Here is a 22,843-nt window from a genome sequence, read left to right as displayed (position 1 = left end):
TTCGACCTGCCCGACGACGAGGCGGAGGCGGAGTTCGACCTGAGGCTGCGCGCGATGGAGACGGCCGTGGCACGGCTGGACGCGGAGGGCCTCTTCGGTACCGGTGCCGACCGCCACCGCGTCGTCGTCGCCGTCGAGGTCGTCCCGCCGGACACCGGCAACGACGAGCGGGTGCTGCGGCTGAACCCGCCCGAGGCCCTCGCCGACTGGCTGGAGGAGGCCGCCGTGCTCGACGACGCCGGAACGGCCCGGCCGACGCCGGCCGTTCCGGGACAAGCGCCGTGCGTGCTGTTCTAAAGTGGCTCTCACCAGTGCAGACGACTGCGGACCAGTGAGGTACTCACCAACCATGCCGACCGAAACGTTTGAGTTCCAGGTAGAGGCGCGTCAGCTCCTGCAACTGATGATCCACTCGGTCTACTCGAACAAGGACGTCTTCCTGCGCGAGCTCGTCTCCAACGCCTCCGACGCGCTGGACAAGCTGCGCCTCGCCGCCCTGCGGGACGACACCCTCGACGCCGACGTGACCGACCTGCACATCGAACTCGGCATCGACAAGGACGCCCGCACCCTCACCGTGCGGGACAACGGCATCGGGATGTCGTACGAGGAGGTCACCCGGCTCATCGGCACCATCGCCAACTCGGGCACGGCCACCTTCCTCAAGGAGCTGCGCGAGGCCAAGGAGGGGGACGGCGCCGACGGGCTCATCGGACAGTTCGGCGTCGGCTTCTACTCGGCCTTCATGGTCGCCGACGAGGTCACCCTCGTGACCCGGCGCGCCGGCGAGACCCAGGGCACCCGGTGGACGTCGCGCGGCGAGGGCACCTACACCCTGGAGACGGTCGACGAGGCGCCGCAGGGCACCACCGTCACCCTCCACCTCAAGCCGGCGGACGCCGAGAACCAGCTCCACGACTACACCTCCCCCTGGAAGGTGCGGGAGATCGTCAAGCGGTACTCGGACTTCATCACCTGGCCCGTCCGTCTCGCCGCCGGGACCGGTGACGACGGCGAGCCCGAGACCCTCAACTCGATGAAGGCCCTGTGGGCCCGCCCGCGCGACGAGGTCTCCGACGACGAGTACCACGAGCTCTACAAGCACATCAGCCACGACTGGCGCGACCCGCTGGAGACGATCCGGCTCCAGGCCGAGGGCACCTTCGAGTACCAGGCCCTGCTCTTCGTCCCCTCCCACGCCCCGCACGACCTGTTCACGCAGGGGTACCGGCGCGGCGTGCAGCTCTATGTGAAGCGCGTCTTCATCATGGACGACTGCGAGGAACTCCTCCCGCCCTACCTGCGGTTCGTCAAGGGGGTCGTCGACGCGCAGGACCTCTCGCTCAACGTCTCCCGCGAGATCCTCCAGCAGGACCGCCACATCCGCATGATCCAGCGCCGGCTGACGAAGAAGGTCCTGTCGACGGTCAAGGACATGAGGACGTCCGCGCCGGACCGGTACGCCACGCTGTGGCGGGAGTTCGGCGCCGTCCTCAAGGAAGGCCTGATCACCGACGCCGACAACCGCGACGCGATCCTCGCCGTCGCCTCGTTCGCGTCCACCCACGGCGACGGGGAGCCGGTCACCCTCCAGCAGTACGTGGAGCGGATGAAGGACGGGCAGGACGCCGTCTACTACATGACGGGCGAGTCCCGCGAGGCCATGGAGGCCTCCCCGCACATGGAGGCCTTCCGCGCCAAGGGCGTCGAGGTCCTGCTGCTCACCGACCCGGTGGACGAGGTGTGGACCGACGCGGTGGGGGAGTACGAGGGCAAGCGGCTGCGGTCCGTGGCCAAGGGCGAGATCGACCTCGGCGGTGACGAGGACGAGAAGGCCGGCGCCGAGAAGGAGCAGCAGGGCGAGGAGTACGCCGGACTGCTCGGCTGGATGACGGAGCACCTCGGCGAGGAGGTCAAGGAGGTCCGCCTCTCCTCCCGACTCACCGTCTCCCCGGCCTGCGTCGTCTCCGACGCCGACGACCTCACGCCCGCGCTGGAGAGCATGTACCGGGCGATGGGCCAGGAGGTCCCGCACGCCAAGCGGATCCTCGAACTCAACCCGGAGCACCAGCTCGTGAAGGCCCTGAACCGGGCCTACACCGAACGCGAGGACCGCTCGGAGGTCGCCGAGACCGCCGAACTGCTCCACGCCCTGGCGGTGCTCGCCGAGGGCGGCCGGCCCCAGGAGCCGGCCCGCTTCGTGAAGCTGGTCGCCGACCGGCTGGAGCGGACGCTGTAGGACCGCGGGCCGCCGTGCCGGGGCCCGGTGATGCCGGGCCCCGGCACGGACGCGGGTCGCCTCGCGGTCCGCGGGAGCGAGCTGAGAGGGTGAGGGCATGCGTCTGTACGAAGAACGTCTCGGCGTGCCGAGAGCCGCCTTCGGGCTCGCCGCCCTGATGAGCGTGATGGCCGCTGTCGTCCTGCTGCCCTTCGGAACCGTCGCCGCGGTCACCGCAATGGCGGTCGTGGCGGCCCTGACCGCGCTGGGACTGCACGTCTACGGCGCCGTCGCGATCGTGGTGACGGACCGTCATCTGACGGCCGGGCCGCTCCGTTTCCCGCTCACGTCCCTCGGCATGGTGGAGGTCCTCGACGCCGAGGAGGCGTTCCTGTGGCGCACCCGGCGGGCCGACGTGCGCGCGAAGATGCTGCTGCGCAGCCACGTGCCGACCGCGGTGCGCATCGAACTCGACGACCCGGACTCCCCCGCGCCCTACCTCTACCTCTCCACCCGCCGCCCGACCACGCTGCTCGCGGTGCTGTCGTTCGCCCGCCGCTGACCCGGGCGGTGCGCGTTCCCGGTCAGCCGGTCCCGCCCGAAGCCGCCCGCCGGTCCGCCTCCCGGGCCGCGCGCTCCAGTCGGTCCCGGTAGTCCGCCCACCACGCCGAGTCGTCCGTCGCCATGGCGTCGTTGTCCCTGCGCATCCCGACGGCGCCGTCCATGAGTTCCCGGACGATGTCCGCGTGGCCGGCGTGCCGCTGCGTATCGGCGATCACGCGGAGCACGGCGTGGTGCAACGTCAGCTCGTCCTTGCCGCGCGGCCACCAGGGCACCGTGCCGACGGTGTCCAGCGGCAGCGCGTCGATCGTCGCGTCCGCGTGGGCCCAGGCCCGGCGGTAGAGTTCCACGACGTCCTCGCGGGACTCGTCGGCGGTGGCCCACATGTCCGCGTTGGTCTCGGCGCCGTCCTCGATCCAGGGCAGCGGCTCACCGGAGGGCCGTCCGAAGATGTCGCCGAGATAGCCCAGTTCCACGGTCGCCGCGTGCTTCACGAGGCCGAGCAGATTGGTGCCGGTCGGCGTCGACGGACGGCGGACCTGGTACTCCGAGAGCCCGTCGAGCTTCCACAGCAGGGCGTCGCGGGCGGACTGGAGATAGAAGTGGAGATCGGCCCTGAGGCCCGGTGCGCTCATGGTTCAGTCCTCGGATCGTACGGTGACGGCGAAACTGACCTCTCCGCCCGGCTCGGGGCGCAGGGTGCCGGCAAGGCCGCCGACGGCCGTGCACAGGGCCTGCGCCATGCCCCGGGTGAGCGGACCGTCGGTGCCCGGGGCGCCGGGCGCGGCGGCGGTGTCGTCCCGCCGGAGCCGGGCGTAGTCCGAGCCCCAGTCGGTGAAGCGCGGCAGGGCCACCTTGCCGTTGTCCTGGAGCCAGCCGCGCGCCGCCGCGGCCACCACGACACGGATCCGGCGCTCGTGGGTGTCCGGCACCACCTCGGTGAACACGGTGAGCCGCACCATTCCGTTGCCGTCGTCCATGCCGTAGGGCAGGGTCCACTCCACGGCGCCCGGCACGGGGTCCGTGTTCAGGTCGCCCGCCGCGCGCCGCTGCGCGTATCCGCGCCGGCTCAGGTCGATGAACGGCCGGAGCCGGTCCGCGACGTAGGCGTGCCAGTACTCGACGGCCATCCACAGTCCCTCGGTCGGGTCGCGGAACCCCCGTCCGCGCTCGTGCGGCACAGCCTACGCGGGACGCCGCGGTGAGGCTGCCGACTTGATAGGCAAGTGAACAGTTGCCTATTCTGGAGGGGTGGCCGACGACCTTTTCAAAGCCCTGGCCGACCCCACCCGTCGCGTCATCCTGGACGAGCTGACGGAGAAGTCCGGCCAGACGCTGTTCGAGATCTGCTCCCGGCTGAGCGTGAAGCACGGGCTCGGCATCTCACGTCAGGGCGTCTCCCAGCACCTCGCCGTGCTGGAGGCCGCCGGACTCGTGAGGACCAGACGGGAGGGCCGCTACAAGTTCCACGACCTGGACACCGCCCCGCTGCGGCAGATCGCCGAGCGATGGCTCGTGCCCGACCGCTCCGCAGCAGAGGAGAGCACCCCATGAAGATCCATCTGACCAGTGTCTTCGTCGACGACCAGGCCGAGGCCGAGCGCTTCTACACCGAGATCCTCGGCTTCGTGAAGAAGCGCGACATCCCGCTCGGCGGGCAGGCCCGGTGGCTGACCGTCGTCTCCTCCGAGGAACCCGACGGCACCGAACTCCTGCTGGAGCCCGCCGGGCACCCCGCCGTCAAGCCGTACCGCGACGCGCTCGTCAAGGACGGCATCCCGCTCGCCCAGTTCGCCGTCGCCGACGTGCACGCCGAGTACCGGCGCCTGCGCGATCTCGGCGTCCGCTTCACCCAGGAACCCCTGGAGATGGGCCCCGTCACCACCGCCGTCCTCGACGACACCTGCGGCAACCTCATCCAGATCGCCACGGTGCCCCAGGGCGCGTAGCGCGACGCCGCCCCGGCAGCCGCACCGCGCGCTGCCGGGGCGGACGCCGCCGGCGTGAGCCGATCAGCGGGTCACGGTGACCCGCTGCTCCTTCAGCGCCGCGCAGTTGGAGCCGGTCACGTAGACCGACACGTTGCCGATGCTGCCGCCCCAGTCGACGCAGTGGCCCTTGCCGTAGGCGTAGATCGGCCCCGCGTACGAGGTGTACTGCCCGTAGTCCCCGTCGCCCTGGTCGGTGTCCGGGACGTAGAGGTACGCGGACATGTCCACGGCCGTGCCCGTGGTGGTGCGGACGGTCACCACGCAGTTGTTGCCGTTGTACGCGTTGTACGTCAGGTAGACGGTGCCCCGGGAGCCGACGGGCGCCGAGTTCACGGTCTTGTAGTTGCTGCCGCAGACGGACTGCGGAGTGACGCTCGCGGTGGTGGCGGCGGACGCGGGTGCCGCCAGAGCGGTCGCGCCGCCCACCGACACCGCCACCAGCGCGGCCGCCGTCAGCATGGAACGGGTGCGTGCCATATTTCCCCCTTGTGTGGACTTGGACCTGATGGTCGCTCCTGCCAGGTGTGACCCACGACATACCGGAATGGTTGTGGGGTGCATTGGCGGGCGTTCTTGGCAACAGGCCTGAAAGCGACGGTTCCTGACACCCCGTCGGCATCGGCCCGCCGGCCTCGCCCGGGCGGTGACCACGGGAACGGGTCGGCAAAGGGCGGCCCGCGGCGCGGAAAAACCCACCGGCCGAGCCGGCCGAAAAGTATGGACTTCCCTGGCGTGGTCAGCAGGCGCTGGGCGACGGCAGCCAGTACCGCCCTGGGCGGCTGACCTCACCCGGCCCGCGAGCACTCACTGGGGACCGCCGCCCTGGTGCGCGGTCTGCGCCCCTGGATCACCGACGCCCACGCCCACGACGGCGTCCGCGCCGACGCCGCGGTGCTCGACCGGCTGCTGGCGATGGCCCGCGGCGAGGTCTGAGCGGGTCCCGGGCCGGCCGGCGCGCCTCGGTGGTACGGGAGTTGCGCGACCCATCGACGTAACACCGGTTTCGCTGCTAGACCTTGCACCTCCTGCACCACTTGCGCGCATCGTTCAAGGAGGAGCATGTGAGAGCCCGCAGTGCGGCCGTCCGGACCGCCTCGGCACTTGTCGCCACCCTCGCGCTGACCGCCGGCCTGAGCGGCCCGGCCGTCGCGGTGGACGGGGTGGAGGCCGGACCGGCCACCGCAGCACAGGCGTCGACGGGGCCGGTCGCCACCGCGACCGGCCCCGTCACCCACGAGGAGAACGACCGCGTCCCCGAGGGCTCGGTCTGGACCCAGCACTACTTCCCGTCCTCGGACGGCTCCGGCACCCGGCTGCACGCCGACGTCCTGCTCCCCGAGAACCTGGCGGGGAACCAGAAGGTGCCGGTCATCCTGTCGGTCGGCCCGTACTTCTCCCACGCCGGGCAGACCGGTCCCGAGGGCTGGGCCCGCACCGGTCCCTCGTCCCGCTTCCAGGACTTCATCGAGGGCACCGACCTGTTCGCCCGCGGCTACGCCTTCGTCATGGTGGACCTGCGCGGCTTCGGCGGCTCCACCGGCTGCCTCGACTGGGGCGGCCCCGGAGAACAGGCCGACGTCCGGGCCGCGGTGGACTGGGCCGCGAAGCAGCCGTGGTCCACCGGCGCGGTGGGCATGTACGGCAAGTCCTACGACGCCGTCACCGGGCTCATCGGCAACAACCTGGACCAGGACGCGCTCAAGGCCGTCGTCGCCCAGGAACCCTTGTGGGACATGTACCAGTACATCTACTCCAACGGCGTCCCCCGCCCGAACGTGACCGGGACGGCCAACGCGTACAACTCCATCGCCACGATGCCTCCGATGGCGGACGACGACCCGGTCTACCGGGAGAGCGCCCGCTACGAGGAGACGCACCCGGAGTGCCTCACCGAGAACTCGGCCGGATACCGGATATCCGACCAGGACGACGAGCACTGGACCTCCCGCGACCTGGCGAGGATGGCGGAGGGCAGCGACACCCCGCTCTTCGTGACGCAGGGCTTCATCGAGAACAACACCAAGCCCGAGGAGATGCAGGAGTACCTCGACAACCACCGGGGCCCCGAGCGCGGCTGGCTCGGCCAGTGGGACCACGTACGCGGCGGCGACCGCACCGGTGACGGACGCCTGGCCATGGGCCGCGAGGGCTGGTACGAGGAGACCCTCTCCTTCTACGACCAGTACCTCAAGGGCATCAAGCCCTCCGTCCGCCACCCGGCCTACGCCGTGGAGGACAACACCGGCGCCTGGCGCGCCCAGCGCACCTGGCCGGTCACGGAGCGGACGGTCACCGTACCGCTCGGCAACGGCTCCTACGTCGACGACGGCGGCGCCTCGGCCCGCGCCGCGCTGACGGCGGCCGGTGAACCGGTCCCGCAGCCCGTGCAGCCGACCGGCAGGTGGGACATGGAGAACGCGCCCGCCACCGAGCAGCCCGCCCCGCGCGGTCTGGCCCGGGAAGCGGCCAGGCGCCAGCAGGCCGGCGAGGTCACGTCCAGCTTCTTCACCTGGTCCAGGCCGCTGAAGGAGGCCGTGCGCGTCACCGGCACCCCGCGGATCTCCCTGACCGCCGAGGGAGAGGGCAACGTCATGGTCAAGCTGTACGACGTCGCCCCGGACGGCACCGCCGTCATGTTCGACGAGCAGGTCTCGCTGGTGGACGCGGGCCGGCTCACCGTGGACCTGAAGGCGACCGACTGGACGCTCGCGGCCGGGCACGTGCTGGCCGTGGAGATCGGTTCCATCCGCACCGGTTCCTGGCGGGACACCCCGTCCGGCGAGACGATCCAGGTCAGGGGAGCCAAGCTGAGGCTGGCCCTGGACGACCCGTCCGACGACGTCGCCACCCCCGGTGACCGCTCGCCGTTCCTGGACACCTACCTGCGCCAGTACACGGTCACGCTGCCGGCCGGTCCGGCGACGTTCACGGTGGTCCCGGGCGGCCGCCTCTGAACCGGGCCGGTGGCCCCGGGGCATGCGCGCCCCGGGGCCACCGGCCGCGTCACGGGCCGATCGGCATCCGGCGCTTGTGGTCGGTCTGCCGGTAACGGGTGACGATCGTCTCGAAGGCCCGCTCGTCCACCGGCTTGCCCTCCAGGAAGTCGTCGATCTCCTCGTAGGTGACCCCGAGGGCGTCCTCGTCGGCCTTGCCGGGGGCGAGGGACTCCAGGTCCGCCGTCGGGACCTTGTGCACCAGGTCGACGGGCGCGCCCAGCGCGTCCGCGACCGCGCGCACCCGCCGCTTGGTGAGGCCGGTCAGCGGGACGACGTCGGCGGCTCCGTCGCCGAACTTGGTGAAGAACCCGGAGACCGCCTCCGCGGCGTGGTCGGTGCCGACGACCAGGCCGTTGTGCGCGCCGGCCACGGCGTACTGGGCGATCATCCGCTGCCGGGCCTTGATGTTGCCGTGCACGAAGTCCTGGTGATGCGCGTCACGGAAGACCACGTCCGCGGCGATCAGGGCCTCCAGCGCGGCGTCGCTCGCGGGCTTGATGTCCACGGTCAGCACGTGGTCGGCCCGGATGAAGGCGAGCGCCCGCTGCGCGTCGTGCTCGTCGGCCTGGACGCCGTGGGGCAGCCGCATGGCGTAGAAGCGCGCCTCGTGGCCCTGTGCGCGGGCCCGCTCGACGGCGAGCTGGCACAGCCGGCCCGCGGTGGTCGAGTCGACGCCGCCGCTGATGCCGAGCACCAGGCAGCGCAGACCGGTGGAGGTGAGCCGCTCGGCGAGGAAGGCCACACGGCGTTCGATCTCGTGCTGGGCGTCGAAGGTCTCCGCGACTTCCAGTTCCCGGGAGATCTCCCGCTGAAGCGCGATGGTCGCCGGCTCGGTCAAGGTCGCCCCCTGGGCTGCTTCGCTCGTGGTTCGGGAGCCAGCCTACCCAGAGAACTCCGAGGGATTCGGACCGGGCCGTGCGGGCGCGGTTGCCCGCACGGCCCGGCCGGCGGATCAGGTCAGCGGCTCCACGCGGATGTCGCGGAACCGGACCTTGTTCCCGTGGTCCTGCAACCGGATCGCCCCGGCGGCCGGCGTCTCGGCCCGGCCGGCGGCGGTGGGTCCGTCCAGGGCGACGTCGTCGTGGACCTTCTCGCCGTTCCAGACCACCGTCACCCGGGCGTCGGCGGTCTTGCGGCCGTCGGCGTCGAAACGGGCCGCGCGGAAGACGATGTCGTACGTCTGCCAGGTCTCCGGCGCGGTCGCCGCGTTGCGGTCGGGCGCCTTCTTCAGGTAGATCGCCCCCGCCTCGTTCGTGGCCGGGGTGGTGTCACCGTAGGAGTCGAGGATCTGCAGCTCGTAGCGGTCCTGGAGGTAGATGCCGCTGTTGCCGCGGTCCTGCCCGGTCACGTCGGGCGGCAGCTGGGGGACGCGGAACTCCACGTGCAGCCTGAAGTCCTGGTAGGCGTCCTTGGTGCGCAGGTCGCCGCAGCACACCTCCATCGACCTCTCGTCCTTCAGGGGCCAGGCCGCGGGCCGTCCGTCGGTGTGCTGCCACTGGTCCTGCGAGGCGGCGGTGCCGTCGAAGAGGGCGACCGGGGCGCCGTGCGGGTGCACGGTGATCAGGTCGAGGTTGACGTGCCCGGTGTCGCCGGGGTCGTACCGGTAGGAGATCGTGTTGCGTCCGGCGCGCAGGGTCAGGCTTTCGCTCCTGGTGGACCAGGTGTCCCAGTCGCCCGTGGACGGGAGTCTCGTCTGCCGCACCTTCTTCCCGTCGGCGTACAGCGACAGCGACTTGGTGCCCTCGAACGGGTGCGGGCCGTTGGAGTAGCGCAGGCCCACGTCGTAGGTGCCGGTCCTCGGGACGGTCACCTCGAACGTCGTGGCGGACCTGCCCTCGGTGTCGTAGCGGTCCACGAACCCGCTGCCGGAGTAGCCGCCGTGGTCGGTGTCGACGCCGGCGGTGCCGGTCAGGCGCGCCTCCTCGGCCTCGTAGAGGGTGGCGGCGGGGGGCTGCTTGCCGGGCAGCGCGTTGAGCGTGTACCAGGCCTCGGTGCTCCACAGCGTCTCGCCGGACGCCGAGGTGAAGGGGCGGGGCGAGCGCAGGTGCACCACGCGGTCGGGCTCGAGGCCGTCCAGCCGCAGGCGCACGGTGCGGCCGTCGTCCGAGAGGGTCGCCGAGCGCACGGCCAGCTTCTCCTCGGCGATCTTCGGGCCGCCGTAGTCGGCGGTCGGCGTGTAGCGCCACTGCTCGGCCTCGTAGCGGGCGGCGAGTTCCGCGGCGGTCGCGGCGGACACCGGCTGGGTGTACGTCAGGTCGAAGCCGCCGGGCACGGCCCGCATCTTCTGGATGTCGAAGGTGTTGCCGCCGTTCGGCGTCAGCTTCTGCAGGCCGAACCTGAGCTTGCCCTCCTGCCCCCAGTTGCCGTCGGCGCCGAGGCCGCCGGCGTAGATCGCTCCGTCGGGGCCGAGGGTGATGCGGTTGACGCCGGCCTCCAGGCCCTGCGTGTAGCGGAAGACGGCGCCCTGGTACTGGCCCTTCACCTTCTCCAGGTACGCGCGCTGCAGGCCGCCGTAGGTGACGTCACCGATCAGCATCTGGCCCGCGAACCTGCCCTTGGTCAGGTACAGGGGCGTGGAGGGCGAGTTGCCGATCTCGTTCTGCGGCAGCCACAGCACGGGCCGGGTGACGGGGGCGGAGTCGAAGGGGCCGGCGGGCTCCGTGTAGTGGTTGAAGAAGCGGCCCTGCTCGATCTGGACGAGCTTCGAGGCGGGCAGCCAGCCGCCCTGGTTGTCGGTGGCGAACAGGCCGCCGCCGGGACCCCACCCGATGCCGTTCGGCGTCCGCAGTCCGCCCGCGACCGGGCTGATCCGGCCGGTGTCCTTGCTGACCTTGTACGTCGTGCCGCGGCCGGGCGCGGGCTGCGGCGTGGTGGTGGCGCCGCCGTAGTTGATGGCGACGGAGAGGTTCACGTAGAAGTGGCCGTCGCGGTAGAGCAGGCCGAACGCGAACTCGTGGAAGTTGCCCCCGTACGGCCAGGTGGCGACCGTGCGGTACTCGTCGGTCACGTCGTCGCCGTCCCGGTCGACCAGCCGGGTCAGTTCGTGCTTCTGCGAGACGTACAGCGAGCCGTCCACGTACGCGATGCCCATGGGTTCGCGCAGCCCGCCCGCCACCTTCTCGACGGTGACCTTGTCGCGGCTGGTCGCGCCGGTGACGTTGCCGAGGACGTACACCTCCCCGGCGACCTTCTCGCTGCCGCCCCAGGTGCTGATCGCCAGACGTCCGCCGGGCAGCCACGCCATGCCGGTGACCTGCGGCTCGAAGCCGTCGGGGCGCAGGTCGGTGAGGGTGAGGTCGGGACGTACGGAGGTGAGGGGCAGACCGTCGCCGGGGGTGTCGCGCCCGGCCTCGCACTCCTTGCGGCCCGGCGCCGTCACCCGGACGACACCGGCGTCGGTGCTCAGTGCCTCGCGGGGCACGACGGTGAAGGCGTCCTCGCCCGGCGGTTTCCAGGCGAGCTGGAGCCGCTGCCCGCCGCCCCGCTCGAAGTGGTCGATGCGCAACGGGTGCGCGCCGGCGGTGAGATGGACCGTGCCGTCCTTCGGCTCCGCGCCGTGCAGCCCGTCGTGGTCGATCACCGTGGTGCCGTCGAGGCTGAGCCGTGAGCCGTCGTCGCTGGTCAGGCGGAACACGTACGAGCCCTCGCGGGGAGCGGTCAGATAACCGGACGCCTCCGTGACGAAGTCGTCCTCGAAGCCCCCGAAGTCGGCGGCGCTGCTCCAGTCGACCGTCGGCATCAGCTTGTCGACGTTGGGGGTCTGGCCGGGTTTGAGGGTGCACAGCTTGCTCAGCGGTGTCTGGACGTCGAACACGCGCAGGGTGACCCCGGGTTCCTGCGGGGGGAGGTCCGCCCGGGTCGCGGCGGAGGCCGGGGCCGCCCAGGCGCCGCCGCCGAGGGCGATCGCCGACGTCAGCCAGAGGGTGAGGTGTCTTCGGGCACGTGCGAACAGGCGTTGCTGCATTGGCCCTCCATGGTGGGGACCGGACCGTGCCGGAAATCGCTCCGGTCTGAAGCGGTACGACTGCCGTTCCGCCGCCACCGTAGGAGACTTCCGCTTGACATGTCCATACTTTGTCATCGGTGTGTTCAAAGGCGGTGCCCGCACCGGTCCGCCCCGACGACAGGTGGCCGCCGCATCCGCCGCGGCGGCCACCCCGTCCGTACGCGCGCCGCGTCAGCGGCGGTCGGCGGGCCGTTCGCCCGGCGGCCAGCCCGTCGGCAGGTCCACCGGCGTGCCGTACACCCGCATCTCCGCGGCGGCCGCGAACGGCTGCCCGTTGAGCGCGTTCAGCGCCGTGAACCGCACGTACGAGGCCCGGACCCGGTCGAAGGAGACGCGCTGCATCTGCGGCACGTCCTTCAGGGTGCCGCGCGCCACGGTGGTCCAGTCGGTGCCGTCCTGCGACACGGCGACCTCGTAGCCGCCGACGCGGCCGTTCTGCCCGCCGCTCTGCCGGGTGAGGTAGCCGAAGCCGTCCACGTCGGCCGCGCCGCCCAGCGTCAGCGTCACCCAGTGCGGGTAGGGCGCGGGGGTCCCGGTGTAGTCGGTGTGCCAGATGGTGCCCGGGTCCCCGTCCAGGACGTTGGCCACGGGCCCCTCACCGGCGCCGGAGGAGCGGTTCTCGGAGTCGGCGGTGGCCGTCATCGAACCGGGGGAGAGCAGCGGTTCGGTGGTGACCGAGGCCCTGGCCTGCGCGGAGACGGTCTTGGTGGCCCCGCCGTGGGCGTAGGTGGCGGTGGCCTGCCAGACCGGGGCGGTGCCGGCCGCGTCGGCCGGCGCCGTCAGCAGCCACGTGGTGCTCACGCTCGCGCCCGGCTCGACGGTCCCGAACAGGTTGCCGTCCTTCTTCTTCACATAGGCCTTCCAGCCCTCGGGCAGCCCGCGCAGGGACATGCCGACGTTCACGGCGTCGGCCTGCTCGTTGTTGGTGAACGTCGTGACGAACTCGCCCGGCACCCCCGGGCTCAGCTCCGCCCCGGCGGGCACGCCGACGTTCGCGCAGGCGGCCCCGGACTCCGTCGCGCCCAGGTCGGTCACGGTGAAGTCGTCGATCACCAGGTCCGTGCCGCGCGCCCCGCCGAGCTTTCGCAGCCCGACCCAGGTCTCCCCGCAGCCCGCGACGATCTCCTGGGACCAGGTCGTCGTCTCCAGGGCGGGTTCCAGGACGTCACGGGTGATGTCGCGGGAGCCGGTCCTGCCGTTCTCGACCCGGTCGGCGCCCTTCACCCAGGCCCACTGGCCCTCGATGTTGGTCTGGTAGGAGAACGACACCCGGTACTTGTGGCCCTCCGTGAACGGCACCGTCGCGGGCGTCGTGCGGTACACCAGGCCGGTGTTCTCCGCGTGGGACTTCAGCGAGTGCCGCCCGGCGAGCACGTCGTCGACCGCCTTGCCCTTCAGCGTGCCGCTGTCGTACGGGGAGTACGTGTTCTTCCACTTCTTCTGGCTGTAGGGCTCGTGCAGGTCGCTGATGCTGGTGCGCGGGTCGGTGACCCCGCCGGCGTCGCCCTTCACGAACGGGCCCCAGCCGGGCTGGTTGCCCTCGAAGTCGTCATGGGCGACGACGGTGCCGTCCTCGCCGCGGGGCAGCGGCGAGGTGGTGTCCGCCATGACGCGTACGTCGTCCAGCACGACCGCCGCCTCGCCCGCGCCGGCCCCCAGCTCCACGGTGACGTTGCCGCCGCGCGGTGCCGTGAACGCGACGGAGGCCCGCTGCGCGTAGGTGTCCCGCTTCTCGTCGGACGCCATCGTGTTCCGCGCCGGGGTGAGGTCGAAGGTGTTCTCGGCCCGGCCGTCGGCGCCGCGCACCCGCAGCGTCGTGTCGCGTCGTGCGCCGGGGCCGATCTCGACGTCGGCGCTGAGGGTGTACCGCCGGCCCGGTTCGAGGCCGGACACCCGCTGCGAGACGGCCGAGGCCCCGGCGCCCAGGCGGACGACGTTGTCGCCGTTGCCGGCCCGCACGATCCCGGCGTCGCCCCGCGGGTTCCACGCGTCGAGCCCGCCGCCGTTGAAGCCGGGGTCGGTCAGCCCGCTGAACTCGCCGTAGCGGGCGTCCCTGTGCGGTGCCCTGCCGCCGTTCGGGACGAGCACGTAGGGCTGCCCCTTCTCGGCGGTCAGCGTGACCTTCCCGCCCTCGGCCTTCACCCGGGCCTTGTGCACCCGTCCCTGGTCGGTGAGTTCGTAGAGGGTGAAGTTCTTGTTCCGCGCGAACTGGTCGGTCAGCGTGAACGTGTGCGTGCCGCCGGACGCGCTGAAGAAGTACATCTTGGCGGCCCTGCTCGGCGAGGACGTCCCGCCGTCCTTCGGGGAGCCGCCCCACGGCAGCAGATAGGTGTCGCCGTCGAGGACGACCGTGTCGTCCATGGAGATCTGCCGCCTGCCGTCCACGGACTCCACCCGCACACCGTCGGTGAGCGTCGCCGACTTGCCGCGGTCCCAGTCCAGCAGCCGGTAGTGCTGGAGGAACTTGGTGGGCAGGTTGTCGGTCCAGATGTTGCGGTAGAAGGCGTTCCAGTCGTCGTGGCCGGTCCAGCCCTCGAACTCGACGACGCTGGCGCCGCCGAGCAGCGGGTCGACGTTCCATACGTCGCGGTCGGAGTTGGCGATGAACCGGACGATGTCGGAGTTGATGCCCTTGTTGGTGACCCCGCCGTAGTTCTTGTCGGCGGCCCAGTGCGCCCACACCGAGGAGTCCTCGAACTTGTACGACCACTCGGTGGCGACCTCGAAGCCCATCTTGCGCAGCTCGGCGGCCAGTCCGTCGGCCAGCCAGCCGCTGGAGTAGTAGGCGTCGATGTAGACGGTCCTGATCTGCGGGGCCTCCTTGCGCAGTTGCGCGAACCGGTCCAGTACGGCGCCGGTGCCGAGGTCCTTGCGCTGGTCGATGTGGTAGGCCTGGTTGAGCCAGTCCCACCCGTTCGGCTGCCCCGCGACCAGCTCCTGGCTGAAGTTCTTCGCCTGCGCGTACGCCTCGGTGGCGTTGACGTGCACGGCGAAGTCCGCGTTGTAGCCGGCGCCCGCCCGGGTGAGGCGGTTCAGGTCCTTCAGCCCGCCCGCGCGGACGTTCTCGTTGCCGCCGTAGTCGGGGTGCGCCGAGTCGTGTCCCTCGCTCGCGTAGCCCTTCTCCAGCACCCACTGCCCGAGGTCGTCGGTGGCCATGGAGATGCGCTTGGTGTTGTCCAGCGTCTTCAGGAACGGATTCGTGGCCTGGCTCGCGAAGTTGAACGGGATCCGCTGCACCACGCGCTCGGGCACCCGGTCCGCGCCCAGCGGGCGCCGCATGTGTTCCCGGTGGGCGATGGCGCCGTCCTGCCAGTCGACCGTGCCGTCGCGGTTGGCGTCGGCGGCGAGCACCACGGTGGCCCGCGGCAGCTCGTAGGTGGCCACACGGGGGTCGGTCGCGCCCCGGGGCGCGTAGGTGAAGGTGCCGGGCGACAGCTCGGCGCGGCGTCCGCCGCCGGTGTCGGTGATCCGGGACAGCAGCCGCGTGTTCCCGTTGGTGTTGTCGTTCTGCGGCGCGTCCTCCGTCGCGTTGGTGACGATGCCCGCGGACAGGCTCGCGTTGCCGACGAACCCGTACGGCGTGCCGACGGGCGCCTTGTCCGGCGCGGTGTCGCCGGTGATGGCGAGGAAGCGGTCGGCGGTCGTCGTCGAGTCCGTGGAGATCTTCGTCCGGGCGAGGCCGGCGCCCGGCTCGGAGGAGTCGACGGAGACGAGGGAGTGACCGGGGATCGAGAGGGTCCGCACCGACGGGGCCGCCGCGCCGGAGATCTTCTCCACCGCGAAGACGACGGTCGTCTCGTCGGTAACTGTAAGGCTAGAGGTGAGGGTGAGACTTGGCAGGTCCGCGAAGACGGAGGTGTACGTCGCCTTGCCGTCCTGAGCCGTCATGGTGGTCGTCGCGCGGTGCGGGGTGCCGTTGATCGTGAAGGTGTCCAGGACGGACGCCTGCCCGCCGAGGGTGCGTGCGCCCAGCCGGTAGGAGATGACCTGCGGGAACTCCTTCGCCACCGTGACGGTCAGCCCGCCCCGGCTCAGCTCCACCGGCGTCGCCGCCGGCGCGGGGGCGGACACGGCCGCGGGGGGTGCGGCGCCGGCGGGCACCGCGGCGGCCGACACCATGCCCAGACACAGGCCCAGAGCCGCGGCCACGGTGCGCGGACGCGGGCCGCGTCTGCTCCCGGGCGGGCGGGGCGACGGGGACGTCATGTTTTCCACCTGGTACTTCCTCCTCGGATCGGGTGAGGCACGGAGACGGGCGGTGCGGTGTGACGGTGGCGGGGGGCTTCCTGCGGCACGGGGGGCGGGCCGGGGACGGGGGGTTCCCGCGTACGGGGGCGGGCCGGGTCAGAAGGTCTCGACGTACTCCTCCGCCGGTCCCAGCTCGGGCTCCTCGCGCAGCTCCACCCGCTCACCGAGCCGTTCGAGCTCCAGCACGGTGACGGTGTTGCCGCCCGGCACCAGCAGCGGCGCGGGGACGTAGAGCGTGCGCTGCGGGCCGGTCTCCCAGTACCGGCCGAGCAGCGTGCCGTTGACCCACACGAAGCCCTTGGCGAACCCCGGGAACGCGAGGAAGGTGTCGGCGGGTCCGGGCACGGTGAACCGGGCCGTGGCGAACCCGGCCGTGCCCCGCGGCGCGGCGGCCGACACGGCACGGGCGAGGTCCTTCGGGGTCCAGGTGTCGAGCGGCAGCCGGTGCATGGCCCAGCCGTGCACGAGCCGCCGGCCGACCGAGACACCCCCGAGGATGCCCTTGTGCCCGCCCAGCAGCGGCCCGTAGTTGACGCGCCCCAGGTTCTCCACCAGCAGCTCCAGCCGGACCCGCCGGCCCCGTCCGGGCACGTCGAGCGAGGCGGTCTCGCGGTCGAGTACGCCGAGGGGAGCACCGTCGACGAAGACCTGGGCGCGGTCGTGGAGCCCGCTGACCGTGAGGGTCTGGGAGCCCGAGGGCAGCAGCGGCTCGGCCCGGTAGAGGACGAGCCCCGACGCCTGCTCCAGCTCCTCGAAGCTCAGCGGGCACGGGGCGGCCACCGGCTCGGAGACGGCGCGCAGCGCGTCGAGCAGCCCCGCGGCGGCGGTGACCGGCACCGTACGGGCGGGCAGCAGCTCCGGATCGGGCGGCAGCGGACCGTCCGGCACCGGGGCGACGGACCGCAGCCGCTCCCGGAACGCGTGGAACTTCGGTGTCAGCGCGCCGTGTTCGGCGATGGGCGCGTCCGAGTCGTAGCTCGTCACCGTCGGCTGGATCGCGTCACCGTCGTGATTGGCGCCGGCCCACAGGCCGAAGTTGGTGCCGCCGTGCGCCATGTAGAGGCTGACCGAGCCGTCGGCGTCGAGGATGTCGCCGAGGGTCCGCGTCGCGCTCTCCACGGACCGGACGTGGTGCTTCTCGCCCCAGTGGTCGAACCAGCCGTTCCAGAACTCGGCGCACACGAACGGCTCGTCGCTGCGGCGCGCCCGCAGCAGCCCGGCCGCCTCGCGGGCGTGCGAGCCGAACGTCGCCGCCGCGAGGTGCCCCGGCAGGCCGCCGCCGTCCTGCATCGGCTCGGTGGGGCCGTCGGCCGTGTAGAGCAGCTCGGTGATCCCGCGTTCCGCGAGGGCGTCCCGCACCCGGCGCACGTAGTCCCGGTCGTCGCCGTAACTGCCGTACTCGTTCTCGATCTGCACGGCGACCACCGGACCGCCCCGGCCCGCCTGGAGAGCGGCGATGCGCGGGACCAGCTCGTCGAACCAGCGCTCCACCTCCGCGAGGTAGGGCGGGTGGGAGCAGCGCAGGCGCATCCCCGGCCGCCCGGTCAGCCACACGGGCAGCCCCCCGTTGTCCCACTCGGCGCAGATGTACGGGCCGGGCCGCACGATCACGTCCAGGCCGGTCTCCCGGGCGGTGAGCAGGAAGCGTTCGAGGTCCTGTGCACCGCTGAAGCGGTAGTGGCCCGGCCGGGGCTCGTGGAAGTTCCACGGGACGTAGGTGTCCACGGTGTTGAGCCCCATCGCCGCGAGCCGCCGCAGCCGGTCCGCCCACTGGCCCGGGTGGACGCGGAAGTAGTGCAGCGACCCCGCCAGGACGCGGTGCGGGCGTCCGGCGCGCAGCAGTGCGCCGTGCGGGTGGGTGAGGACGGGCCCCGGCACGGACGTGACGCGCGGGGCGGGGCCGCCGGGCCCGTCACCCGCCCGGCCGTGCGGCGTCCGGTCGTTTCTCGGACCCGATGTTATCGATGACACGCTGCTCTCCCTCTCGGCGCAGTCCGGAGCGCTGGCGGGAACTATGGCAGAGGATGTTATCGATGCCAATGGGTTCGGGTGGATAGACTCGGGCCGGACCGCGTCACCACGGCGGTACCTGCGACGACGCGGCGGACGCCGCCGTTCTTCTGGAGAAGCGGACGATGGCAGCGCGAACACCGGGCTCCGGCGACGGGCTCACGAGGAAGCGGGCGGCGGGCGCCGGCGTCGCACGGCAGCCCGGCATGACCGATGTGGCCCGGCTCGCCGGGGTGTCCGCGCAGACGGTCTCCCGGACGCTGGCGGGTCATCCGAACGTGCAGGCCAAGACCCGGGCCAAGGTGCTCGCCGCGGTCGAGCAGCTCGGCTACCGCAAGAACAACGCGGCACGCGTGCTGTCCTCCGGGCGCAGCCGGACCCTCGGCGTCGTGACGCTGCAGACCAACTTCTACTCGCGCACGAACCTGACCTTCGGCATCGAGACGGCGGCGCGGCGGGCCGGTTACTCGGTCAGCACCGCGACCACCGCCTCGCTGGACACGGCCGCCATCGAGGAGGCCCTGTCCCGTCTGTCGGAGCAGGGCGTCGAGGGCGTCGTGCTGTCCGTGCCCCTGGTCCACGTCAGCCCGCGCATCGAGCAGCTCACCCGGGCGGTGCCGACCGTCACCGTCGACGGATCACGGACCCCGGCGACCGAGGTCGTCGCCGTCGACCAGGCCCTGGCGGCGCGGCTGGCGACACGGCATCTGATCGAGCTGGGGCACGAGAGCGTGTGGCACGTCGCCGGGCCGCAGGAATGGCTCGACGCCGCCAGCCGGCGCACCGGCTGGCGCGAGACCCTCGGGGCCGCGGGCCTGACCGTGCCACCGGTGCTGGAGGGCGACTGGACGCCCGCGTCCGGCTACCGCAACGGGCTGATCCTGGGCAAGATCCCCGACGCCACCGCGGTGTTCGTGGCCAGCGACGAGATGGCTTTCGGCGTGATCCGCGCCCTGCACGAACTCGGCAGGAGGGTGCCCGAGGACATCTCCGTCGTCGGCGTGGACGACATCGCGCTGGCCGAGTACTGCTCGCCGTCGCTGACCACGGTCGCCCAGCCGTTCGCGCAGATGGGCGCGCTGGCGGTCGCGCACCTCCTCCGGCACATCGAGGATCCGCAGGCCGCTCCCGAACCGGCCCGGGTGGAACCCGCGTTGATCGTGCGCGCCAGCACGGCACCGCCCCCCGGCCGGGGTTCGCGGGGCGACGGACCGTCCGCGTAGCGGAACCGGGGGCGGACGACGAGGTGGCCGGCCCGGACGGATCCGGGCCGGCCACCGAGGTCGCTCCATGCCGTCGGCCGGCGGCGCCCCGAGGGGGCGCCGGTCAGTCGACGGCCATCTCGCCCAGCTCGGACCAGTCGTCCTGGCCGACCGTCGCGTTCACGATGCGCGGGGTCTCGGCCAGGTAGCGGGGGAGCTTCTCCTGCGCCGCCCGGAAGTGCGCCGACCGGACGTGCGCGGCGCCCGCCTCGTCGTCGCGGAACGCCTCGACGAGGACGTATTCCGAGGGGTCGTCCACGCTGCGGGACCAGTCGAACCAGAGGCAGCCGGGTTCCTCCCGGGTGGCCCGGGTGAAGTCGCCGGAGATCTCCGGCCACTGGTCCGCGTGCTCCGCGAGCACCCGGAATTTCGCCGTGATGAAGATCATGGGTTTCTCTTTCCGCGGTCGTTCGTCGTGTTCGGGTGGTGATTCCGTCATTGTTCCGTGGCCCCGCGCCCCGGGCGTCATCGGCTGACGTCCGCGGGTCGCCGGCACACCGTCGTCACGGCGCCGCCGGGGCCCCGGTCTGCCGGTCGACGGCTATGTCCAGCAGGCCGGCGACGGTGGTGAGGGCCGGGCCGAGCGGCAGCGCGACCCGGGTGAGCGCGTGCGGGTCGCCCCGGGTCGGGTCCCGGTTGACGATCAGCACCGGCTTTCCGGCCCCGGCCGCCTGGCGGACGAACCGGAGACCGGACATCACCGTCAGGGAGGAGCCGAGCACCAGCAGCGAGGCGGCCCGGCGGACCAGCTCACGGCAGTGCTCGACCCGTGCGGCCGGCACGGCCTCGCCGAAGAACACCACGTCCGGCTTGAGGACGCCGCCGCAGACCACGCAGGGCACCACGCGGAAGTCCCCGACCTGCTCGTCGGTGAGGTCGGCGTCGCCGTCCGGGTTGATGCCGGCGGCCACCGGCCGGAATCCCGGGTTGGCCTCCTCCAGCCGTCGGGCGAGTTCGCGGCGCGCGCTGACGGCGCCGCACGAGAGGCAGACCACTCGGCCCAGGCTGCCGTGCAGTTCCACCACGTCCTCGGTGCCCGCGGCCTGGTGCAGACCGTCGACGTTCTGCGTGATCACGCCGCTGAGCAGCCCGTGCCGTCCGAACGCGGCCACGGCCCGGTGCCCGGCGTTCGGAAGGGCGCGGCCGAAGGTGCGCCAGCCGAGGTGGCTGCGCGCCCAGTAGCGGCGCCGCGCCCGGGCGTCGGCGGTGAACTCCTGGTACGTCATCGGCGTGTGCCGGCTCAGGCTGCCGCCCTCGCCCCGGTAGTCGGGGATGCCCGACTCCGTGGAGATGCCCGCACCGCTGAGCACCAGCACCCCGCCGGTGCGCAGCGCGTCGGCGACCGGGCCGGGATCGGCGGTACCGGGCGGCAGGTCCTCGGTGGGCGTCCAGCTGAGGGTGGGGCGCATGCGCATGCCGTCAGGGTACGGAACGGGGCGCCGCCGCTGTCACGGCGCGTCCGCCGCGCTCGGCTGCCGGGGGAGGGCCGGCCGTGCCGCCGACGGCGGTGGGCGCTAGGCCCCGGCGGGCCGTGTCCGTGCCGTCGGCTCGCCGCGGGGTGGGCCGGCTCGGCCCCGGTGCCCGCCGGAGGGGCCTTCGGTGCGGCACCGGGCGGCGGGCCGCCACGCCCGGCGGCGTCCCGGCTCCGCTCCGGGCGCGTCCCGCGCCCCCGCCCGCCCCTGGCCGCCTCACACCGCGCCGGCCGGGCCCTTCGCCGGCTCGGACTCACCCGTCAGCGAGAGGAGGTGGGCGACCGACGCCCGTACGTCCGCGGCGGGCCCCGTGCTGCCTTCGGCGCCCGGCGCCGAACGCAGGACGGTGTCCTGTTCGAGGACGTACCAGCCGGTGTACCCCTCGGCCTCCAGCAGGCCGACGATCGCGGCGATGTCCACGTCCCCGGCCCCCAGCGGCACGTACATCCCCTCGGCGACGGCCGCCGTGTACGTCGTCGTGCCCGCCCGCACCCGGTCGGCGAGGTCCAGGCGTACGTCCTTCAGGTGCACGTGGGCGACGCGGCCGGGCCACCGGGCGGCCACGGCGACGGGGTCCGCGCCGCCGACGAGCAGGTGCCCGGTGTCCAGGCACAGGCCGATGCCCGAGCCGTCGAGGACGCGCCGCGTCTCCTCGCCGGACTCGATCATCGTCCCGACGTGGGGGTGGAGGGCCGCCACGAGGCCGGCGTCCGCCGCCAGGCGCGCGATCCGGTCCAGGTTGGCCAGCAGGACCGACCAGCCGGCGGCGTCGAGCGCCGGGCGGTCGTCGTAGCCGTCGGTTCCGGTCGCCGCCGCGACGACGACGGTGCGGGCGCCGGCGGCCAGCAGGCCCGCGATCGCCGCCTCGACCTCGGGGAGCGGGTCGTGACCGGGCTCGTGCAGCACGACCGGCACGAACTGGCCCACGGCCCGCAGCCCGTACGAGGCCAGCGTCGCCGCCTTGTCCGCCGGGGCGTCGGGCAGGAAACCGTCGGGCCCGAACTCCGTGGCCACGAGGCCGGCCTCGCGCATCTGGCGCAGCACCAGGTCCGGGGCGAGCTGGTGCCCCCAGCCGGGAACCTCGCAGACCCCCCAGGAGATCGGCGCTCCCGCGATGCGCCGGGCGACGGGTGCGCTGCTCACGGCCTGCCTCCCTCGGCGACGTGTACGGCGTGGGCCGACCTGATCGGCATATCAAGCCCCTTCCCTGCTCGTCGTCGTGCACCGGACCGGTGCCGCGCCCGCGTGATCGAGCCTGCCCGGCGCCGGACACCCTGTCAACCTGTTGTCCTGACAATCCCGCGCCCGGCAGCGTGCGGCCCGGCGGGGGCTGTCAGTGCGCGGAGACGGTCATCTCGAACGAGTACCGCGAGGCCCGGTAGACATGGGTGCCGTACTCCACCGGTGTGCCCCCGGCGTCGTAGGCGGTGCGTTTCATGGTCAGCAGGGTGGCGCCGCGGGTCTCGTCGAGCAGGGTGGCCTCGGCGGCCGTGGCGCGCCGGGCGCCGATGGTCTGCTCGGCGGTGCTCAGCGTGACACCGGACCGGCGCAGCAGTTGGTACAGGCCGCCGTCGGTCAGCGCCTCGAGGGCCGGCTCGACCAGGCCCTCGGGCAGCACGTTGTGCAGGAGCGCGATCGGCTGGTCGTCGGCGAACCGCAGCCGCTCGATCCTCAGCACCGGCGTCCCCTCCTCCAGCCGGAGCGCCGCGGCGCTCTCCCCCTCGGCAGGGACGGTCTCCACGGACAGCACCTGCGTGCGGGGCCGGCGTCCGTCGCGCTCCAGGTCCTCGAAGAGGCTGGTGAACTCGACGTGCCGTCGTACGCGATGGGTGACGACCTGTGTGCCCACCCCGCGCTTGCGGGCCAGCAGCCCCTTGTTCACCAGGTGCTGCATGGCCTGCCGCATCGTCGGACGGGACAGGCCGAACTGATCGGCCATCGCGATCTCGTTGTCCAGCCGGGTACCGGGAGGCAGTTCCCCGGACTCGATGAGGTCCTGCAACTGCTGGGCGAACTGGAAATAGAGGGGGACCGGGCTGCTCCGGTCGATGGTGATCTTCTTGGCCAGCGGCTCCATGG

At 72.5% G+C, this 22,843-nt stretch carries 18 protein-coding genes and 1 pseudogene; 8 read left to right on the top strand and 11 right to left on the bottom strand.

Translation table 11 applies throughout. The features are described from left to right. The first annotated feature begins 54 nt into the window (after nucleotides 1–54). The 3 genes from ACH499_RS07060 (at nucleotide 55) to ACH499_RS07050 (ending at nucleotide 2,780) form a co-directional block, all read left to right on the top strand. Nucleotides 55–297 carry a DUF4303 domain-containing protein gene (locus ACH499_RS07060; RefSeq protein ID WP_399014187.1) on the top strand — a complete coding sequence of 81 codons (243 nt, stop codon included), beginning with the start codon at nucleotides 55–57 and terminating at the stop codon, nucleotides 295–297. 52 nt (nucleotides 298–349) lie between these two features. Next, complete coding sequence (gene htpG, locus ACH499_RS07055; protein WP_399014186.1) at nucleotides 350–2,239, top strand: molecular chaperone HtpG; 1,890 nt, start codon at nucleotides 350–352, stop codon at nucleotides 2,237–2,239. Nucleotides 2,240–2,336: 97 nt separating this feature from the next. Continuing rightward, entirely contained in the window at nucleotides 2,337–2,780 is a 444-nt protein-coding gene (locus tag ACH499_RS07050; RefSeq protein WP_399014185.1) for a DUF3093 domain-containing protein, read from the top strand. 22 nt (nucleotides 2,781–2,802) lie between these two features. On the opposite strand, the gene ACH499_RS07045 is transcribed toward ACH499_RS07050, so the two are convergent. Further along, entirely contained in the window at nucleotides 2,803–3,414 is a 612-nt protein-coding gene (locus tag ACH499_RS07045) for a DinB family protein (RefSeq protein WP_399014184.1), read from the bottom strand. Between the two features lie 3 nt (nucleotides 3,415–3,417). Next, the gene (locus ACH499_RS07040) at nucleotides 3,418–3,909 is read right to left on the bottom strand and encodes a hypothetical protein (RefSeq protein WP_356204962.1); all 492 of its coding nucleotides are present in this window, start codon (nucleotides 3,907–3,909) and stop codon (nucleotides 3,418–3,420) included. 121 nt (nucleotides 3,910–4,030) lie between these two features. Between ACH499_RS07040 and ACH499_RS07035 the strand changes: the two genes are divergently transcribed. Both ACH499_RS07035 and ACH499_RS07030 read left to right on the top strand, forming a co-directional pair. Beyond that, nucleotides 4,031–4,333, top strand: a complete 303-nt coding sequence (locus ACH499_RS07035; RefSeq protein WP_356204964.1) for a metalloregulator ArsR/SmtB family transcription factor — start codon at nucleotides 4,031–4,033, stop codon at nucleotides 4,331–4,333. Continuing rightward, a complete protein-coding gene (locus ACH499_RS07030; RefSeq protein ID WP_356204966.1) occupies nucleotides 4,330–4,728 on the top strand; it encodes a VOC family protein in 399 nt (132 codons plus the stop codon). Before ACH499_RS07035 ends, ACH499_RS07030 begins: the two co-directional genes overlap by 4 nt. Before the next feature lie 63 nt (nucleotides 4,729–4,791). Here ACH499_RS07030 and ACH499_RS07025 read toward each other — a convergent pair whose 3' ends face one another. Then, complete coding sequence (locus tag ACH499_RS07025; protein WP_399014183.1) at nucleotides 4,792–5,247, bottom strand: spore-associated protein; 456 nt, start codon at nucleotides 5,245–5,247, stop codon at nucleotides 4,792–4,794. 321 nt (nucleotides 5,248–5,568) lie between these two features. On the opposite strand from ACH499_RS07025, the pseudogene ACH499_RS07020 reads away from it, so the two are divergent. Together ACH499_RS07020 and ACH499_RS07015 are read left to right on the top strand one after the other, a co-directional pair. Beyond that, a pseudogene (locus ACH499_RS07020) lies at nucleotides 5,569–5,703 on the top strand (alpha/beta hydrolase); the annotation flags it as partial. Nucleotides 5,704–5,831: 128 nt separating this feature from the next. Continuing rightward, nucleotides 5,832–7,724, top strand: coding sequence for a CocE/NonD family hydrolase (locus tag ACH499_RS07015; RefSeq protein WP_399014182.1), 1,893 nt, complete (start codon nucleotides 5,832–5,834; stop codon nucleotides 7,722–7,724). Nucleotides 7,725–7,773: 49 nt separating this feature from the next. Here ACH499_RS07015 and nadE read toward each other — a convergent pair whose 3' ends face one another. From nadE to ACH499_RS06995, 4 genes are all read right to left on the bottom strand, one after another. After that, complete coding sequence (gene nadE, locus ACH499_RS07010; protein ID WP_399014181.1) at nucleotides 7,774–8,604, bottom strand: ammonia-dependent NAD(+) synthetase; 831 nt, start codon at nucleotides 8,602–8,604, stop codon at nucleotides 7,774–7,776. 114 nt (nucleotides 8,605–8,718) lie between these two features. Next, nucleotides 8,719–11,730, bottom strand: coding sequence for a family 16 glycoside hydrolase (locus tag ACH499_RS07005; protein WP_399014180.1), 3,012 nt, complete (start codon nucleotides 11,728–11,730; stop codon nucleotides 8,719–8,721). Between the two features lie 213 nt (nucleotides 11,731–11,943). Then, a complete protein-coding gene (locus ACH499_RS07000; RefSeq protein WP_399014179.1) occupies nucleotides 11,944–15,978 on the bottom strand; it encodes an endo-alpha-N-acetylgalactosaminidase family protein in 4,035 nt (1,344 codons plus the stop codon). A gap of 138 nt (nucleotides 15,979–16,116) precedes the next feature. Beyond that, nucleotides 16,117–17,898, bottom strand: a complete 1,782-nt coding sequence (locus ACH499_RS06995) for a beta-galactosidase (protein ID WP_399014323.1) — start codon at nucleotides 17,896–17,898, stop codon at nucleotides 16,117–16,119. A 338-nt stretch (nucleotides 17,899–18,236) separates the two neighbouring features. Here ACH499_RS06995 and ACH499_RS06990 point away from each other — a divergent pair, with 338 nt between their 5' ends. After that, the gene (locus ACH499_RS06990; protein WP_399014322.1) at nucleotides 18,237–19,253 is read left to right on the top strand and encodes a LacI family DNA-binding transcriptional regulator; all 1,017 of its coding nucleotides are present in this window, start codon (nucleotides 18,237–18,239) and stop codon (nucleotides 19,251–19,253) included. 103 nt (nucleotides 19,254–19,356) lie between these two features. Here ACH499_RS06990 and ACH499_RS06985 read toward each other — a convergent pair whose 3' ends face one another. From ACH499_RS06985 to ACH499_RS06970, 4 genes are all read right to left on the bottom strand, one after another. Further along, on the bottom strand, nucleotides 19,357–19,680 hold the full coding sequence (locus ACH499_RS06985; RefSeq protein ID WP_399014178.1) for a putative quinol monooxygenase: 324 nt from the start codon (nucleotides 19,678–19,680) through the stop codon (nucleotides 19,357–19,359). A gap of 115 nt (nucleotides 19,681–19,795) precedes the next feature. Continuing rightward, a complete protein-coding gene (locus tag ACH499_RS06980) occupies nucleotides 19,796–20,707 on the bottom strand; it encodes an NAD-dependent protein deacetylase (RefSeq protein ID WP_399014177.1) in 912 nt (303 codons plus the stop codon). 273 nt (nucleotides 20,708–20,980) lie between these two features. Further along, nucleotides 20,981–21,907 (bottom strand): TIM barrel protein, encoded by a 927-nt coding sequence (locus ACH499_RS06975; RefSeq protein ID WP_399014176.1) that lies wholly within the window; start codon nucleotides 21,905–21,907, stop codon nucleotides 20,981–20,983. A 190-nt stretch (nucleotides 21,908–22,097) separates the two neighbouring features. After that, on the bottom strand, nucleotides 22,098–22,841 hold the full coding sequence (locus tag ACH499_RS06970) for a GntR family transcriptional regulator (RefSeq protein ID WP_356204980.1): 744 nt from the start codon (nucleotides 22,839–22,841) through the stop codon (nucleotides 22,098–22,100). Between the last annotated feature and the right edge of the window lie 2 nt (nucleotides 22,842–22,843).

Source organism: Streptomyces sp. NPDC018947 (assembly GCF_044390505.1).
Classification (GTDB): Bacteria; Actinomycetota; Actinomycetes; order Streptomycetales; family Streptomycetaceae; genus Streptomyces.
Note: the sequence above shows the minus strand (reverse complement) of the source record. Positions and strands in the feature narration are given on the sequence as shown.

Excerpts from the sequence above, each read along its gene's own strand:
- ACH499_RS07060 (WP_399014187.1), top strand. The coding sequence starts at position 55 with ATGGAGACGGCCGTGGCACGGCTGGACGCGGAGGGCCTCTTCGGTACC.
- htpG (WP_399014186.1), top strand. The coding sequence starts at position 350 with ATGCCGACCGAAACGTTTGAGTTCCAGGTAGAGGCGCGTCAGCTCCTG.
- ACH499_RS07050 (WP_399014185.1), top strand. The coding sequence starts at position 2,337 with ATGCGTCTGTACGAAGAACGTCTCGGCGTGCCGAGAGCCGCCTTCGGG.
- ACH499_RS07045 (WP_399014184.1), bottom strand. The coding sequence starts at position 3,414 with ATGAGCGCACCGGGCCTCAGGGCCGATCTCCACTTCTATCTCCAGTCC.
- ACH499_RS07040 (WP_356204962.1), bottom strand. The coding sequence starts at position 3,909 with ATGGCCGTCGAGTACTGGCACGCCTACGTCGCGGACCGGCTCCGGCCG.
- ACH499_RS07030 (WP_356204966.1), top strand. The coding sequence starts at position 4,330 with ATGAAGATCCATCTGACCAGTGTCTTCGTCGACGACCAGGCCGAGGCC.
- ACH499_RS07025 (WP_399014183.1), bottom strand. The coding sequence starts at position 5,247 with ATGGCACGCACCCGTTCCATGCTGACGGCGGCCGCGCTGGTGGCGGTG.
- ACH499_RS07005 (WP_399014180.1), bottom strand. The coding sequence starts at position 11,730 with ATGCAGCAACGCCTGTTCGCACGTGCCCGAAGACACCTCACCCTCTGG.
- ACH499_RS07000 (WP_399014179.1), bottom strand. The coding sequence starts at position 15,978 with ATGACGTCCCCGTCGCCCCGCCCGCCCGGGAGCAGACGCGGCCCGCGT.
- ACH499_RS06990 (WP_399014322.1), top strand. The coding sequence starts at position 18,237 with ATGACCGATGTGGCCCGGCTCGCCGGGGTGTCCGCGCAGACGGTCTCC.
- ACH499_RS06985 (WP_399014178.1), bottom strand. The coding sequence starts at position 19,680 with ATGATCTTCATCACGGCGAAATTCCGGGTGCTCGCGGAGCACGCGGAC.
- ACH499_RS06980 (WP_399014177.1), bottom strand. The coding sequence starts at position 20,707 with ATGCGCATGCGCCCCACCCTCAGCTGGACGCCCACCGAGGACCTGCCG.
- ACH499_RS06970 (WP_356204980.1), bottom strand. The coding sequence starts at position 22,841 with ATGGAGCCGCTGGCCAAGAAGATCACCATCGACCGGAGCAGCCCGGTC.